The 16266-nt window shown below is 61.8% G+C and carries 16 protein-coding genes; 10 read left to right on the plus strand and 6 right to left on the minus strand.

What is annotated here, in order from left to right:
* Nucleotides 1-29 precede the first annotated feature (29 nt).
* Both ACK3SD_RS05385 and yfcG read right to left on the minus strand, forming a co-directional pair.
* A complete protein-coding gene (locus ACK3SD_RS05385; RefSeq protein WP_137762579.1) occupies nt 30-929 on the minus strand; it encodes a TIGR01777 family oxidoreductase in 900 nt (299 codons plus the stop codon).
* Nucleotides 930-1065: 136 nt separating this feature from the next.
* Entirely contained in the window at nt 1066-1692 is a 627-nt protein-coding gene (gene yfcG / locus ACK3SD_RS05390) for a GSH-dependent disulfide bond oxidoreductase (RefSeq protein WP_481127023.1), read from the minus strand.
* 412 nt (nt 1693-2104) lie between these two features.
* On the opposite strand from yfcG, the gene yfcD reads away from it, so the two are divergent.
* Nucleotides 2105-2707 (plus strand): NUDIX hydrolase YfcD, encoded by a 603-nt coding sequence (gene yfcD / locus ACK3SD_RS05395; RefSeq protein ID WP_481127024.1) that lies wholly within the window; start codon nt 2105-2107, stop codon nt 2705-2707.
* Nucleotides 2708-2751: 44 nt separating this feature from the next.
* Here yfcD and ACK3SD_RS05400 read toward each other — a convergent pair whose 3' ends face one another.
* The gene (locus tag ACK3SD_RS05400) at nt 2752-3771 is read right to left on the minus strand and encodes a LacI family DNA-binding transcriptional regulator (RefSeq protein ID WP_481127025.1); all 1020 of its coding nucleotides are present in this window, start codon (nt 3769-3771) and stop codon (nt 2752-2754) included.
* A 295-nt stretch (nt 3772-4066) separates the two neighbouring features.
* Here ACK3SD_RS05400 and ACK3SD_RS05405 point away from each other — a divergent pair, with 295 nt between their 5' ends.
* The 5 genes from ACK3SD_RS05405 (at nt 4067) to ACK3SD_RS05425 (ending at nt 8077) form a co-directional block, all read left to right on the plus strand.
* Nucleotides 4067-4510, plus strand: coding sequence for a PTS sugar transporter subunit IIA (locus ACK3SD_RS05405; protein ID WP_481127026.1), 444 nt, complete (start codon nt 4067-4069; stop codon nt 4508-4510).
* A gap of 79 nt (nt 4511-4589) precedes the next feature.
* A complete protein-coding gene (locus ACK3SD_RS05410) occupies nt 4590-4871 on the plus strand; it encodes a PTS sugar transporter subunit IIB (RefSeq protein WP_481127027.1) in 282 nt (93 codons plus the stop codon).
* 17 nt (nt 4872-4888) lie between these two features.
* Complete coding sequence (locus tag ACK3SD_RS05415; protein WP_481127028.1) at nt 4889-6277, plus strand: PTS ascorbate transporter subunit IIC; 1389 nt, start codon at nt 4889-4891, stop codon at nt 6275-6277.
* A complete protein-coding gene (locus ACK3SD_RS05420; protein ID WP_481127029.1) occupies nt 6274-7113 on the plus strand; it encodes a transketolase in 840 nt (279 codons plus the stop codon). The genes ACK3SD_RS05415 and ACK3SD_RS05420 overlap by 4 nt, the downstream gene beginning before the upstream one ends.
* Nucleotides 7106-8077: a transketolase family protein gene (locus ACK3SD_RS05425; RefSeq protein ID WP_481127030.1), complete on the plus strand. Its 972-nt coding sequence runs from the start codon at nt 7106-7108 to the stop codon at nt 8075-8077. The genes ACK3SD_RS05420 and ACK3SD_RS05425 overlap by 8 nt, the downstream gene beginning before the upstream one ends.
* A 56-nt stretch (nt 8078-8133) precedes the next feature.
* Here the strand turns inward: ACK3SD_RS05425 and pta are convergent, their stop codons facing one another.
* Both pta and ackA read right to left on the minus strand, forming a co-directional pair.
* Complete coding sequence (gene pta, locus ACK3SD_RS05430) at nt 8134-10287, minus strand: phosphate acetyltransferase (protein WP_481127500.1); 2154 nt, start codon at nt 10285-10287, stop codon at nt 8134-8136.
* Nucleotides 10288-10365: 78 nt separating this feature from the next.
* Nucleotides 10366-11568 carry an acetate kinase gene (ackA, locus tag ACK3SD_RS05435; RefSeq protein WP_481127031.1) on the minus strand — a complete coding sequence of 401 codons (1203 nt, stop codon included), beginning with the start codon at nt 11566-11568 and terminating at the stop codon, nt 10366-10368.
* Between the two features lie 395 nt (nt 11569-11963).
* On the opposite strand from ackA, the gene yfbV reads away from it, so the two are divergent.
* From yfbV to ACK3SD_RS05455, 4 genes are all read left to right on the plus strand, one after another.
* Complete coding sequence (yfbV, locus tag ACK3SD_RS05440) at nt 11964-12419, plus strand: terminus macrodomain insulation protein YfbV (protein WP_137762590.1); 456 nt, start codon at nt 11964-11966, stop codon at nt 12417-12419.
* Between the two features lie 124 nt (nt 12420-12543).
* The gene (locus tag ACK3SD_RS05445) at nt 12544-13038 is read left to right on the plus strand and encodes a YfbU family protein (RefSeq protein WP_481127032.1); all 495 of its coding nucleotides are present in this window, start codon (nt 12544-12546) and stop codon (nt 13036-13038) included.
* A gap of 22 nt (nt 13039-13060) precedes the next feature.
* Nucleotides 13061-13720, plus strand: coding sequence for a sugar phosphatase (locus tag ACK3SD_RS05450; protein WP_481127501.1), 660 nt, complete (start codon nt 13061-13063; stop codon nt 13718-13720).
* A gap of 86 nt (nt 13721-13806) precedes the next feature.
* A complete protein-coding gene (locus ACK3SD_RS05455; RefSeq protein WP_481127033.1) occupies nt 13807-15636 on the plus strand; it encodes an SLC13 family permease in 1830 nt (609 codons plus the stop codon).
* A gap of 3 nt (nt 15637-15639) precedes the next feature.
* On the opposite strand, the gene yfbR is transcribed toward ACK3SD_RS05455, so the two are convergent.
* Entirely contained in the window at nt 15640-16239 is a 600-nt protein-coding gene (yfbR, locus tag ACK3SD_RS05460; protein ID WP_137762592.1) for a 5'-deoxynucleotidase, read from the minus strand.
* Nucleotides 16240-16266: the final 27 nt, after the last annotated feature.

Below are 16266 nucleotides of genomic sequence, written 5' to 3' on the forward strand. Positions count from 1 at the left end.
TGAAATTCCACCGGCGCGCAGGGAGAAGATCAGCGGCGCGCCAGCACGTTTTTCAGCGCGGGTTCCAGCTCGCCATAGTGGAAGTGGAAACCGGCGGCCTCCAGCCGGCTGGGAATGGCGCGCTGGCCGGTCAGCACCAGCACCGCCGCCTCGCCCATCAGCAGCCGTACCATAAAGGCCGGTACGCGCAGGAAGGCCGGGCGGTGCAGCACATCTGCCAGCGTGGCGCTGAATTTGTCATTGTGCACCGGGTAGGGCGCGACCATGTTGAACGGCCCGCGCAATTCGGCATGGTGGAGCAGGAACAGGATGGCGGAGACCATGTCATCGATATGGATCCACGGCAGGTACTGGCGGCCATTGCCAAAGGGGCCACCTAGCCCCAGCCGGAACGGCGGCAGCATCTTCTCCAGCGCGCCGCCGTGCGGGGCCAGCACCATGCCGGTACGCAGCAGGCAGACGCGGGTCTTGCCGCTGTCCACCGCCTGCGCCAGCTGCTCCCAGCGGGCGCAGAGCCGGTGGGTGAACTCGTCGTGCGGCGTCTCCTCCTCAGTGACCACCGCTTCGCCCTGATCGCCATAGTAACCGGTGGCAGAGCCGGAGATAAAAATGGCCGGCGGCGCGCTGCTGGCACGGATCAACGTGGCCAGCCGCTCGGTAAGCTGCCAGCGGCTGTCACACAGGCGGCGCTTCTGCGCCTCGCTCCAGCGCCGGTCGGCGATCGGCTCACCGGCCAGATTGATCACGGCGTCGATGCCATCCAGCGTTGGCTGGCCGTCGAGCGACGCCCAATAGGTGACGCCCTCGCCCAACAGGCTGCGGGCGCGCGCAACATTGCGCGTCACTACCGTCACCTGGTGGCGGGCCTGGAGTTGCGCGGTCAGGTGGCGGCCAATCAGGCCGGTTGCGCCGGTAATGAGCACTCGCATGGTGGGCTTCCTGTGGGATGTGGGCTTTTCTCAAGCATAGGCCATCCGACGCCGGGAGCGTAGGCAGGAGGCGGTGATTTTCACTGGAATCAAGGCGGTGGGAAGAGCGCGGCCCCCGCGCGGGGGCCGCGGGCGGTCACTTCTCCGCCAGCTTATAGGCCTTGATGGTGGCCGGACGCAGGTTGATGCGCTCAAACCAGTTGCGCACCGCCGGGAACTGCGCCAGATCGATGCGCTGGCGCTCGTGGGAAACCACCCACGGGAAGGTGGCGATGTCCGCGATGCTGTAGTGGTCGCCAGCCAGCCAAGGCTTCTTCTCCAGCTGGGTATTCAGCACGCCATACAAGCGGCGGGTTTCGTTCTGGTAACGCTCAATCGCATAGGGCACTGGCTGCGGTGCGTAGTGGGTGAAGTGGTGGTTCTGGCCGAGCATCGGCCCAAAGCCGCCCACCTGCCAGAAAAGCCACTGGAGCGTAGCGCTGCGCTCGCGCAGCTCCTGGCTCAGCAGCTTGCCGCTTTTCTCCGCCAAATAGAGCAGGATGGCGCCGGACTCGAACACGCTGACCGGCAGGCCGCCGTCCACCGGCTGGTGGTCAACGATGGCCGGGATCTTGTTGTTCGGCGAGATGGCGAGAAAGGCAGGGTTAAATTGATCACCGGCACTGATGTCAATTGGATGGAGTCGGTAGGGCATCCCCACTTCTTCCAGAAAGAGGGTGATTTTATGTCCGTTCGGGGTGGGTGCGTAATACAGGTCAATCATAGTGCCTCCTGCGTTGGGTGATCTGTAAGTCATTACACGGACGGGCATACGGCGCCGGCCCGCCATCCAAACTACCGGGCTAGGATAACAGCTAAGAATAGCAGGCAATGCGGGAATAATCCGGCTTTGCCAGCGCCCAGCGGACGACGCCGCGCTTGATGAAGGCAGGGCGTGGCGGATAAACTTCCTCGGCCATGGCCACCGCCCGGCAAGCGAGGGATTTTGGCACCCGGTCACCCTAATGTGCCGGTGCATTGTCCGCTTGCGTGGGAGAGAGCGGGTGGTCTATGGTCATAGTCACCCTTCTGCCATTTATTTTAGAACGCCGCGCCAACGTGGTTGGCCGCTGTCAGTGCAAAATATAATAACCCTAACCGCGCGGATCTCGCGCCCAGAAAGAAGGTTTCAGAGGATGGATCAAGGTCAGACCGCAGACACTGAAGAGTGGGTGGACATCGTTAACGAGCAGAATGAAGTGATTGCTCAGTCCAGTCGTCAACAGATGCGCGCGCAACGGCTGCGCCATCGTGCCACCTATATTGTGGTGCATGATGGGATGGGCAAAATTCTGGTACAGCGCCGCACTGACAGCAAAGACTACTTCCCTGGCTGGCTGGATGCCACCGCTGGTGGGGTGGTGCAGCGCGGCGAGAATGTGCTCGACTCCGCCCGCCGCGAGGCGGAGGAGGAGCTGGGCATTGCCGGGGTGCCGTTCGCCGAGCATGGGATGTTCTATTTTGAGGATGAGCACTGCCGCGTCTGGGGCGGGCTGTTCAGCTGCGTCTCCCACGGGCCGTTCGCCTTGCAGGAGTCCGAGGTGGCAGAGGTGAACTGGATGCTGCCGGAGGAGATCACCGCGCGCTGTGACGAGTTCACGCCAGACTCGCTGAAGGCGCTGTCGCTGTGGCTGAGCCGTAACAACCAGCAGGAGTATGGACGGCCACTGGTACGCGAGGAGCCACGGCGCACCAATGACGCCGCCGCTGCGGGCAGTGACGACGCCCCGGCCGCCTGACGCCACGCCCACCTGAAAACGCCGGCCCCGAGCCGGCGTTTTTGTCAGCAGCTGTCGCGCCGGCAGAGGGTGGAGGGGAGCGGTTCCCCCGGTTGCCAGCGCTCGCCATTCAAGCGCGCCAGCAGCGCGCTGCCCGCCTGCACGCCAATCTCCCGGTGCGGCACCGTCATGGTGGTCAGCGGTGGCTGGCAAACCCGGCTGAACTCACTGTTGCCAAACCCCACCACCGCCAGATGATCCGGCACGCGAATGTGGCGGCGCTGGCACTCGTAGAGCGCGCCGCAGGCCAGCTCATCAGAGGCGCACACCAGCGCATCCAGCTCCGGCCACGCCAGCAGGAACTCCGGCAGTTGCTGCGCGCCGGTGGTGAAGCTGGCTGGCTGGGCGGCGTTGATCACCCGGTGCGGCGACATGTGGTTACGTAGCAGCGCATTGTGCCAGCCCTGAAGGTGCTGCTGGAAAATCCACTGCTCCTGATTGGCGCACAGCAAGCCAATGTGCTGGTAGCCATCGGCAATCAGCGTCTGCGTGAGTTGGTACATGGCGGCGACGTAATCGATGCCAATATTGATGTCGAGGGGATCGGCGCGCAGCGCGCCAATCTCCACCACCGGGATAGCGGCCGCCGCCAGCGCCTGCCGGGTGGCGACGGTGTGCTCAACGCTAAGCAGCACCGCCGCCGCCAGATTGTAAGAGAGCAGCGTCTCCAGCAGTTGCTGCTCCCGCTCCAGCATATGTTGCGACTCGGCCAGCATGATCTGGTAACCCGCCGGTTGCAGCACCCGTTGCAGGCCAGCGAACATCTCCGCGCAGCCGGACTCCGAGAGGCTCGGCACCACCATCGCCACCGTGTAGGAGGAGGCTGACGCCAGCGAACTGGCCGCCAGATTGGGCAGGTAGCCCAATTCGCTCACCGCCGCCTCAATCTTCTCGCGCAGCTTGTCCGAAACCTGATCTGGCGTGCGCAGCGCCCGCGAAACCGTCATGGTGCCTACGCCCGCCAGCTGGGCCACATCGGCCAGCGTGACCCTTCCCGTGCTGCGTCGTTTCTTACCGATCGACATGTGTAATCCTGACTGACACGCGCGTTATGCGCGAAAACATCCCCTGCCGGGACGCCCGCCCCGGCACCTGCTCACTCCGCCCATTCTACCCGCCGCAACCGGCCACATCGATAAAAATAGGTCAGCCACGGGCATCAGGCTGGCCGCCTTTGATAGCGCTATCACAAAACCGCGTGTTGCTGTCTTGGTAGCGCTATCTTTGTGGGCGTTATCACAGTGGTGCGCGGAACCCTTGATTAAAGTTTACCCATTCCCGGCCGCGTTGGCCCTGACCGTACCGTTCAAAGGAGGGCACATGTTAAACCAGTGGCTAACCGACGATCATCTCCACTATTGCCATGAGGTGGCGGACTGGCAGGAGGCCGTGCGCCTGAGTGCCCGGCCACTGCTGCAACAGGGGATCATTACCCCGGCGTATGTGGAGGCCATTTTTCGCCAGCACCAGACCCTTGGCCCCTATTTTGTGCTGGCACCCGGCTTGGCGATGCCCCATGCCCGGCCAGAGGAGGGCGCGATCGGGCTAGGGCTGTCGCTGCTCAAGCTGGGAAAGGGCGTCTGTTTCCACTCGGCCGACAACGACCCGGTGTCAGTGGTGGTGATGCTGGCCGCACCGGATGGCCATCGCCATCTGGAATTGCTGTCGCAGCTGGCCGAACTGTTTTCCGATGACACCGCCATGCAGGAGTTATTTCATGCCCAGACCACCCAGCAGATAAGCACCGTTATTTCCCGTTTCTGATCTTCTTCGTAATGACAATCAAGCCCCGGCTATCCGGGGCAGGGCTTCCCTACGCGTTAATTTGAACAAGGCGGACAAGATGAAAATTATGGCAATTTGCGGCTCCGGCCTCGGCAGCAGCTTCATGGTGGAGATGAACATCAAAAAAGTGCTGAAAAAATGGGAACTGGAGGCGGAGGTGGAACATGCCGATCTCTCCTCCGCCACGCCCGGCGCGGCAGACCTGTTCGTGATGGCGAAAGATATTGCCGACAGCGCCAGCGTACCGGCCGAGCAGGTGGTAGTGCTCAGCAATATCATTGATATCAATGAGCTGGAGAGCAAACTGCACGACTACTTCTCCAGCCGCTCCCTTCTCTAACCCTTGGCGAGGTGGATATGATTATCCAGGACACGCTTAAATTTATCGTCGATATCCTTAAGGTGCCGGCGGTGCTGGTGGGGCTGATTGCGATGATTGGCCTGCTGGCGCAGAAAAAAGCCTTCTCTGATGTGGTGAAGGGCACGGTGAAAACCATTCTGGGCTTTATTGTGCTCGGCGGTGGCGCGACGGTGCTGGTCAGTTCGCTCAACCCGCTCGGCGGCATGTTTGAATTCGCCTTCAATATTCAGGGCATCATTCCCAATAATGAGGCGATTGTCTCGATTGCGCTGGAGAAATATGGTGCCTCCACCGCGCTGATTATGGCGTTCGGCATGGTGGCGAACATTGTCGTCGCACGCTTTACCCGGCTGAAATACATCTTCCTGACCGGCCACCACACGTTTTATATGGCCTGCATGATCGGCATCATCCTAACGGTGGCCGGTTTCGAGGGCATCCCGCTGGTGTTCACCGGCGCGCTGACGCTGGTGATGGCGATCTTCCCGGCGCTGGCCCAACGCTATATGCAACGCATCACCAACAATGACGGTATCGCCTTCGGCCACTTCGGCACGCTGGGTTATGTGCTGGCTGGCTGGATCGGCACGCGGGTCGGCAAGAACTCCCGCTCCACCGAGGAGATGAACCTGCCGAAAAACCTCAGCTTCCTGCGTGACAGCTCCATCTCCATCTCCCTCACCATGATGATCATCTACCTGATCATGGCGGTCTGCGCGGGCCGGGAGTATGTGGAGGCGCAGCTCAGCAGCGGCCAGAACTATCTGGTCTACGCCATTATCCAGGCCATCACTTTCGCCGCCGGGGTGTTCATCATCTTGCAGGGCGTGCGCCTGATCCTCGCTGAAATTGTACCGGCCTTCACCGGCTTCTCCGAGAAGTTGGTACCCAATGCCCGCCCGGCGCTCGACTGCCCGGTGGTCTACCCCTACGCCCCCAATGCGGTGCTGATTGGCTTCCTGTTTAGCTTCCTTGGCGGGCTGGCCGGGCTGTTTTTGCTCGGGCAGATGAAGATGGTGCTGATCCTGCCCGGCGTGGTGCCGCACTTCTTTACCGGGGCGACGGCGGGGGTGTTCGGCAATGCCACCGGCGGCCGACGCGGCGCGATGCTCGGTGCTTTCGCCAATGGCCTGCTGATCACGTTCCTGCCCGTGCTGCTATTGCCGGTGCTCGGCGCGCTCGGTTTTGCCAACACCACCTTCTCCGACGCGGATTTCGGCGTGGTGGGCATCGTGCTGGGCAATATGGCGCGCTTCCTCTCCAAGGAGATGATTATGGGCGTGATTGTCGGCATCTTCGCGCTGCTGGTGGCGCATAACCTGATTGTTCAACGCAAGCGTGCGCCCTCGGCGGTCACGCCCCCGACAGAGAGGAGAGGAGAATGACGGTGACAGAGAAACAGGCGCTGGCGCAGCTGGCGCGAGAGATCCGGGTGGAGACGCTGAAGGCGTTGACCACGCTGGGCTTCGGCCACTACGGCGGCTGTATGTCGGTAGTGGAGACGCTGGCGGTGCTCTATGGCGGTGTGATGCGCATCGACCCGAACCAGCCGCTGTGGCCGGAGCGCGACGCCTTTGTGTTGTCGAAAGGCCACGCCGGGCCGGCGCTCTACAGCACGCTGGCCATCAGGGGCTACTTCCCGCGCGCACTGCTCGCCACGCTCAACCAGAACGGCACACACCTGCCGAGCCACCCCGACCGGCTGCTGACCCGCGGCGTGGATGCCACCACCGGCTCGCTGGGGCAGGGGATCTCGATTGCCGCTGGCATGGCGCTCTCCCACAAGCTGGCGCGCCGCCGCAACCGGGTGTTCTGCATCGTCGGCGATGGCGAACTGAACGAGGGGCAGTGCTGGGAGGCGATCCAGTTTATCGCCCACCATGCGCTGCACAATTTGACGCTGTTTATCGACTACAACAAACAGCAACTGGATGGCCGGCTGGAGGAGGTGATCAAGCCGTTCGACCTGCCCGGCAAGTTCCGCGCCTTTGGGTTTGAGGTGGTCACGGTGAAGGGGGATGACATTGCGGCGATCCATGAGGCGGTCGCCATGCCACGTGAGCCGGGGCAGCCGCCGCTGGCGGTGATCCTCGACAGCATCAAGGGGCAGGGCGTGCCCTACCTCGAACAGATGGAGAACTCCCACCACCTGCGGCTGACGCCAGCAATGCGGGAGGAGATTGAGCAGGCAATCAACGCGCTGGAGGCAGCCTATGAGTAGCATCGCAGGGCAACGTGAGGCGGATCAGGTGGAGATGCGCAAGGTCTACGCTGGCATGATCCGCCGGGAGATTGAGGCGGGGCAACCCATCATCGCGCTGGAGGCCGATCTGATGAGCTCAATGGCGATGGACAGCGTGCAGAAGGCGTACCCGGAGCATGTCATCAACTGCGGCATCATGGAGGCCAACGTAATGGGCGTGGCCGCCGGTCTCTCGCTGACCGGCCGTATCCCGTTCGTGCACACCTTCACCGCCTTCGCCAGCCGCCGCTGTTTTGATCAGCTGTTTATGGCGCTGGATTACCAGCGCAACAACGTGAAGGTGATCGCCTCGGATGCCGGGGTGACGGCCTGCCACAACGGCGGCACCCATATGTCGTTTGAGGATATGGGCATTGTGCGCGGCCTGGCTCATGCGGTGGTGCTGGAGGTGACGGACGCCACCATGTTCGCGGCGATCCTGCAACAACTGCTGACGCGGGAGGGGTTCTACTGGGTGCGCACCATTCGCAAACAGGCGACACGCATCTACCCGGACGGGTATCGCTTCACCATCGGCAAGGGCAACGTGCTGCGCGACGGTGATGACATCACGCTGATCGCCAACGGCATCATGGTGGCGGAGGCGTTGGCGGCAGCGGAACAGCTGGCGGCGCGCGGGGTGAGCGCGGCGGTGATTGATATGTTTACCCTGAAGCCAATCGATCAGGCGCTGATTGCGCGCTACGCTGCCAAAACTGGCCGTATTGTCACCTGCGAAAACCACAGCATCCATAACGGGCTGGGGTCGGCGGTGGCGGAGGTGCTGGTTGAACACTGCCCGGTGCCGATGCGGCGCGTGGGCGTCAGTGGCCGCTATGGGCAGGTGGGCACCCAGGCCTTTTTGCAGCAGGAGTATGGCCTGACCGCCAGCCATATTGTGGCGGCCGCCGAGCAGTTGCTGGAGGCGCGCGTCAGCGGCTGATGGACAGGCATAAAAAAACGCCGGCCCTGAGGCCGGCGTTTTTGTCAGCAACGCGGTTACGGCGTGACAGCCGCGGTTTGCTGCGCTTCCGCTTGCGCGGATTGGATGGCGGTCAGCGCCACGGTGTAGACGATGTCATCCACCAGCGCGCCGCGGGAGAGGTCATTCACCGGCTTGCGCATCCCCTGCAACATCGGGCCAATCGACACCAGATCCGCCGAGCGCTGCACCGCCTTGTAGGTGGTGTTGCCGGTGTTCAAATCCGGGAAGATAAAGACCGTCGCCTTGCCCGCCACCGGCGAGTTCGGTGCCTTGGAGAGGGCCACATCCGCCATGATGGCGGCGTCATATTGCAGCGGGCCATCGATCACCAGATCCGGGCGCTTCTCTTTCGCCAGACGCGTCGCTTCACGCACCTTCTCCACGTCGCTGCCCGCGCCAGAGGTGCCGGTCGAGTAGGAGATCATCGCCACGCGCGGCTCAATGCCGAAGGCCGCGGCGGAGTCAGCGGACTGGATGGCGATCTCAGAGAGCTGTTCTGCGGTCGGGTCTGGGTTGATGGCGCAGTCACCGTAGACCAGCACCTGATCCGGCAGCAGCATGAAGAACACCGACGAGACCAGCGAACTGCCCGGTGCGGTTTTGATCAGCTGCAACGGCGGACGAATGGTGTTGGCGGTGGTGTGTACCGCGCCGGAGACCAGCCCGTCCACTTCCCCCTGCTCCAGCATCAGCGTGCCGAGCACCACGTTGTCCTCAAGCTGTTCGCGGGCGACCACTTCGGTCATGCCCTTGCTTTTACGCAGCTCCACCAGACGCGGCACATACTGCTCACGCACCTCTTCCGGGTTGATGATGTGCACGCCGTCACCGAGCGTCACGCCCTGTACTGCCGCAACGCGCTGGATCTCCTCGGGGTTGCCCAGCAGCACGCACTTCGCGATACCGCGGTCGGCGCAGATGGCGGCGGCCTTCACGGTGCGCGGCTCATCGCCCTCCGGCAGCACGATGCGCTTGCCGGCCTTGCGCGCCAGTTCGGTCAGCTCATAACGGAAGGCTGGCGGTGACAGGCGACGCGGGCGCTCGGAGGCGGCGGTGAGGGACTCAATCCAGTCGCTGTTGATGTGGCTGGCTACATAGTTTTGCAGCTTCTCCACGCGCTGCTGGTCATCCGCGGGCAGCTCCAGGTTAAAGCTTTGCAGGCTGAGCGAGGTCTGCCAGGTGTTGGTATCCACCATGAACACCGGCAGGCCGGTCTGGAAGGCGCGTTCGCACAGGCCAGCGATGCGCGCGTCAATCTCATAGCCGCCGGTCAGCAGCAGCGCACCAATCTCGACGCCATTCATCGCCGCCAAACAGGCGGAGACCAGCACGTCCGGGCGATCGGCGGAGGTGACCAGCAGCGAGCCGGGGCGGAAGTGCTCCAGCATGTGCGGGATGCTGCGGGCGCAGAAGGTCACGGACTTCACGCGACGGGTGTTGACGTCACCCTCGTTGATGATGCGCGCGTTAAGATGCTTTGCCATGTCGATGGCGCGGGTGGCGATCAGGTCAAAGCTCCACGGGATGCAGCCGAGTACCGGCAGCGGGCTGTTGGCGAACAGCAGCTTGGGATCGATGTGGCTGACCTGCGCCTTGGTGGAGTCATCAAAGATCTCGGAGAGATCCGGGCGGGTACGCCCCTGCTCATCCACCGGGGCGTTGAGTTTGTTGATGATGACGCCGGTGATGTTTTTGTTGCGGCTGCCACCGAAGCTGGAGCGCGCCAGCTCAATGCGCTCTTTCAGCTGCGCCGGGGAGTCATTGCCCAGCGCCAGCACGAAGACGATCTCGGCGTTTAGGGTCTTGGCGATCTCATAGTTGAGCGCATTGGCGAACTGGTGCTTGCGGGTCGGCACCAGCCCTTCAACCAGCACCACCTCGGCATCCCGGGTGTTCTCATGGTAACGGGCGACAATCTCCTCCATCAGCACGTCCTGCTGGTTGGAGCTGAGCAGCGACTCGACATGGCTCATGCGCAGCGGTTCGGCGGCGGTGATAGAGGAGTTGGCGCGAATAATGGTGGTGGTCTGATCCGGCGCATCGCCGCCAGCGCGCGGCTGGGCAATCGGCTTGAACACGCTCAGGCTGACGCCCTTCTGTTCCATGGCGCGAATCACGCCCAGGCTGACGCTGGTCAGGCCGACGCTGGTGCCGGTAGGAATGAGCATAATTGTACGGGACACGGCTTACCCTCTTTACAAGTGACTAAAACAACACCGTCAGCCGGAGCTGACGGTGGGCATTCTTTAGGCGGTGAGGCGGGCGGCGTCCTGCGCGATAACCAGCTCTTCGTTGGTTGGAATCACCAACGCCGGGCGGGTGCCATCCTTGTTGATGAAGCCGGCCTTGCCGAAACGGGCGGCCAGGTTGCGTTCGTGGTCAACTTCCAGACCCAGCAGGCCCAGCTTGTCCATCGCGAACTCACGCACCATCGCGGCGTTCTCACCGATGCCGCCGGTAAAGACCACGGCGTCCAGACGGCCTTCCATCAGCGCGGCGTAGGCGCCGATATATTTCGCCAGACGGTGACAGAAGACATCCATCGCGCGCTTGGCGTCCGCTTTCTCACCGTAGTTGTCTTCCACGTAGCGGCAGTCGCTGGTCACTTCGGTCAGGCCGAGCAGGCCAGACTCTTTGGTCAGCAGCTTGTTGATCTCATCCACGCTCATGCCAAGGCTGTCATGCAAGTGGAAGACGATGGCTGGATCGATGTCACCGCTGCGGGTGCCCATCACCAGACCCTCCAGCGGGGTCAGGCCCATGGAGGTGTCCACGCACTGACCGTTGCGCACGGCAGTGACGGAGCCGCCATTGCCGAGGTGGCAGGTGATGACGTTCAGCTCCTCCACCGGCTTATTGAGCATCTTGGCCGCTTCCTGGGTCACATAGAAGTGGCTGGTGCCGTGCGCGCCATAGCGGCGGATGCCATGCTCTTTATAGAGGTGGTAGGGCAGGGCATAGAGGTAGGACTCCTCCGGCATGGTCTGGTGGAACGCGGTGTCAAACACGGCGACGTTCTTATCTGCCAGCTGTGGGAAGGCTTTGAGCGCCTCATTAATGCCGATCAGGTGGGCCGGGTTATGCAGGGGTGCAAATGAAGAGGCGTCTTTGATACCCTGAAGCACGCTCTCGTCGATGATGGCGGAGGCAGTGAACTTCTCGCCGCCATGCACGATGCGGTGGCCGATGGCGACGAGCTGAGCGGATAGCTCTGGTTTCTGGGACAAGATGGTATTAACAATGAAGTGCAGGGCTTCGCTGTGGGCGCCGCCGGCGCCCAGCGCCGCGTCCTGTTTGCCGCCATCCATTTTCCACTTGATGCGGGCTTCCGGCAGATGGAAGCATTCGGCCAAACCAGAGATGTGTTCTTCACCGTTTGCTGCATCAATGATGGCAAATTTCAACGAAGAGCTACCACAATTAAGAACCAGTACCAGCTTACTCGACATGGAAGTACCTATTTATTGTTCGTGCCGTCCGCCACGGCGGAAGTGCAGCACGTGGTTAATAAATCATCGTCTGACATCAAGCGTAGCGCATAATGTCATTGACAATTATGATTAACATCATGGTGCCGGGGTTTCCGGTCATCATGAATAAAAATCGCTGATGTTGCTCGAAATGCGCGTAAAAACGTACAACAATTAATCAGTCCCGGTGCACTGCCACCGTGTTGCTTTGCCGGCCAGCAGAGAGCAAAATCTCCCTCTGAACGACGCCGCCAATAGGTCAAAGTAGGATAACGTTGGGGCTACGGAAAGACAAAATAAATTTGAATGCACTAAAGTAAAGTTTGTGCATTACAAGTTATTTTTAACTTTTATCAAAGAAGTTGAGGTGCTGTATGACAACCAAACCCTCCGGTTCTGTCAGCTGGTTCCAGATTTTCCAGCGCGGGCAGCACTATATGAAAACTTGGCCGGCCGACAAACGTCTGGCGCCCATGTTCCCGGAGAACCGGGTGTCAAGGGTTACCCGCTTCGCCATTACCTTTATGCCACCGCTGGCGGTCTTCACGCTGACCTGGCAAATCGCGCTCGGCGGCCAGCTTGGCCCGGCCATCGCCACCGCGCTGTTTGCCTGTAGCCTGCCGATGCAGGGGCTGTGGTGGCTCGGGCGCCGCGCCGTCACGCCGTTGCCGCCGACGCTGCTGCACTGGTTTCACGAGGTGCGCAACAAGCTGACCGATGCCGGTCAGGCACTGGCACCCGTCGAAGGCACGCCCACGTATCAGGCGCTGGCGGATGTGCTGAAACGTGCCTTTAAACAACTGGATAAAACATTCCTGGACGACCTGTAATCTGCCGCAGGCGCGGGCCGGGGCAAAAACCCCGGTTGTGTCAAAGAATCGCCAGCTTGTCATACATCATCCCGGTCAATATGCGATGCTGCCGTCGTCGATATGCCTTAACCAGGAGCCTATGATGGAAATGACCCATGCCCAGCGTCTTATCCTTTCCAACCAATACCAGATCATGGCGATGCTTGACCCGGATCACGCACCGCGCTATCGCCGGTTGCAGACGATTATCGAGCACGGCTACGGCCTGCAGATGCGCGAGCTGGACCATGAGTTCGGCGCGCTGCCAGAGGCGCTGTGCCGCACTATCCTGGAGATCATGGAGATGTACCATGCCCTGCAGGTGTCGTTTGAGTTGCTCAACACGTCCGATAGCGTTGACCCACGGCGTCTGGTGTTCCGTGGCTTTGACGCGACGACCGAGGCGCGCTACCTCGGCTATGTCCGCTTCCTGACGGAGAGCGAGGGGCGCTATCCCCAATTTGAGGCCGGGGCGCACCACTTTGACGCCCAGATCGCCATGTGGGACAAATACCAGCGGATGCTGGCCGCCTGGCGCGCCTGCCCGCGCCAGTACCATCTCAGTGCGGTGGAAATCGCGCAAATCATCAATGCCTGACCTATAGGGAGAGAGTATGCCTTTGGAGTGCAAAGGGTTTCTGTTTGACCTGGACGGAACGTTAGTCGATTCACTGGCGGCCGTGGAACATGCCTGGACCGCGTGGGCCACGCGCCGCAGCGTCTCACCAGACGAGGTGCTGGACTTTATCCACGGCAAACAGGCCATCACCTCGTTGCGCCACTTTATGCCGGGTGAGAGCAAAGAGGCGATCCAGCAGGAGTTTTTGGCCCTCGAGCAGGCGGAAGCCACCGACACCGATGGGGTGCGGGCGCTGCCCGGCGCGGTGCGCCTGCTCAACCAGCTGGATGAGCAGGGCATTCCTTGGGCGATCGTCACTTCCGGCTCGGTGCCCGTGGCCCATGCTCGCCACGCGGCCGCTGGCCTGCCCACGCCAAAGGTCTTCATCACCGCCGAGCAGGTGAAACATGGCAAACCGGAACCCGATCCCTATCTGTTGGGGGCGGAGAAGCTGGGCCTGCCGCCGCAGGCCTGCGTAGTCGTGGAGGATGCCCCGGCTGGCATACTGTCGGGCCTCGCCGCGGGCTGCCACGTGGTGGCGGTCAATGCGCCCGCGGAGACGCCAAAGCTGGATCAGGTGGACATAGCGCTCACCACGCTGGAGGCGTTGCAGGTCGAGAAGCACGGCGAACGCATTACCGTCAAGGCCCTTCAGGCCTGAATCTGCACCAAACATGATTAAGCCCCGCACGAGCGGGGCTTTTTTATGCGATGCTGCCCGCCGGTTTAAATCGGGGGGAAGAGCGCGTGAACGGCCAACTTATTTGGGTAACTTGCCTGCTGCTGGTTGCCATCTACCTGTTTGCCAGCAACCGGCTGCGCATGGATGTGGTGGCGCTGCTGGTGATTGTGGCCTTTGTGCTGAGCGGCACGCTGACAGCCAGTGAGGCGCTGGCGGGGTTCAGCGATCCCAATGTCATCCTGATTGCGGCACTGTTTGTGATTGGCGAGGGGCTGGTGCGTACCGGCGTTGCCTACCAGCTCGGCGACTGGCTGGTGAAAGTCGCCGGCAGCAGTGAACTGCGACTAATGGTGCTCCTGATGGCCAGTGTTGCTGGGCTGGGGGCCTTTATGAGTTCCACCGGTGTGGTGGCGATTTTCATACCGGTGGCGTTGAGCGTGGCGGCGCGGATGCACATCGATCCGGCGCGCCTGATGATGCCGCTCAGCTTTGCTGGCCTGATCAGCGGCATGATGACGCTGGTGGCGACGGCACCGAATATGGTGGTGAACAGTGAACTGTTGCGCGAGGGCTACCGGGGCTTCGGCTTCTTTGCCGTCACGCCGGTTGGGGTAGTGGTGCTGGTGCTCGGTATCCTCTACATGCTGGTGGCGCGGCGCTGGCTGGGCGGCCGTCGGGGCGAGGAGCAGGAGGAGCGCTCACGCCGCACCTTCCGTGACCTGATTCGCGACTACCGGCTGGCGGGCCGTGCTCGGCGGCTGGCGGTGCGCCCCGGATCGCCGCTGGTGGGGCTGGCGCTGGATGACCTCAACCTGCGCGCCAACTACCGCGCCAATATTATCGCCATTGAGCGCTGGCGGCGCTTCCGCCGTATCATGGTCAGTGTGGGCAGCGGCACCGAGCTGCGCGCTGGCGACGTACTGCTGATTGACATGGCCGACCCGGAGATTGACGTCCGCAAATTTTGCAGCGAACAGCAACTGGAGCCACGGGTGTTGCGCGGTGACTACTTCTCTGAGCAGGCGCGCGCCGTGGGGATGGCAGAGATTGCCCTCAGCCCGGAGTCGGAACTGCTGGGCAAGAGCCTGCGAGACATCGGCTTTCGCCGCCGTTACGGATTAAACGTGGTCGGCCTGCGGCGGCAGGGGGAGACGCTGCCGGGTACGCTGGTGGATGAGGCGCTGATGCCGGGCGACCTGTTGCTGGTGGTGGGCGACTGGAAGTTAATCCGCCAACTCCAGCAACAGACGCGTGACGTGATTGTACTGACGCTGCCGGCGGAGGTGGATGAGGTGGCCCCGGCGGTCAATCAGGCTCCCCACGCGCTCTTCTGTCTGGCGTTGATGGTGGCGCTGATGGTGACGGATGAGGTGCCGAACGTGGTTGCCGCGCTGGTCGCCTGTTTGCTGATGGGCCGTTTCCGCTGCATTGATATGGAGAGCGCCTACCGAGCCATCCATTGGCCGAGCCTGATTTTGATCGTCGGCATGATGCCGTTCGCCCAGGCGTTGCAGAACAGCGGCGGGATTGCCCTGATTGTGCAGGGCCTGATGGATCTGACCGGCGGTGCTGGCCCGCGCATGATGCAGTTCAGTTTGTTTGTGCTGTGCGCGACCATCGGGTTGTTTATCTCCAACACCGCCACGGCGGTACTGATGGCGCCGATTGGCATCGCCGCCGCGCAGCAAATGGGCGTGTCGCCCTATCCCTTTACCCTGACCATCGCCATTGCCGCCTCAGCGGCCTTTATGACGCCGGTCTCCTCGCCAGTGAATACGCTGGTAATGGCGCCGGGCAACTACCGGTTTGGGGATTTTGTGCGCCTCGGCGTGCCCTTCACGCTGCTGGTGATGGCCGTTACCCTCTGTCTGGTGCCGTGGCTGTTCCCGTTCTAATGGTCACAGGGCGCTGTCGAGGCTGATCTCATCCAGGGACAGGCTGAAGCTGGGCACGAACACCTCCATGAAATAGCCCATCTCCGGGCTATGCCGCTGCGCCAGCGTCTTCTCCAGTCGCGCCTTGGCGAGGGTGAACTCATGGTTACCGGCTGACAGCTCCTCCAGGCACTTCAGGTAAGCGCAGAGGGCATCGGCCTGTTTGACCACCAACTTCTCCTCTTCGCTGTAGCAGTGCTCATCCAGCAACGGGCGGAAGTCGTTCTGCAACTCCTCTGGCAGCATCTCCAGCAGCTTTTGCTGGGCGATCTTCTCAATCTTTTTATACTCGTGTGCAATCTGCGGGTTGTAGTACTTCACCGGCGTCGGCAGGTCGCCGGTGATCACCTCGCTGGCGTCATGGTACATCGCCAGCAGTGCCACGCGCTCGGCGTTAAGGTTGCCGTTGAATTTCCGGTTTTTGATCAGCGCCAGCGCGTGGGCGACAAATGCCACCTGCAAACTGTGTTCAGAGACATTCTCTGTGCGCACGTTGCGCATCAGTGGCCAGCGGTTGATCAATTTCAAGCGGGAGAGATAGGCAAAAAAGTGACTTTGGCTCATGGACGGCTCTCAACATGGCGAAGGAGA

The sequence above is a fragment of the Chimaeribacter sp. YP20170169 genome (assembly GCF_056739715.1).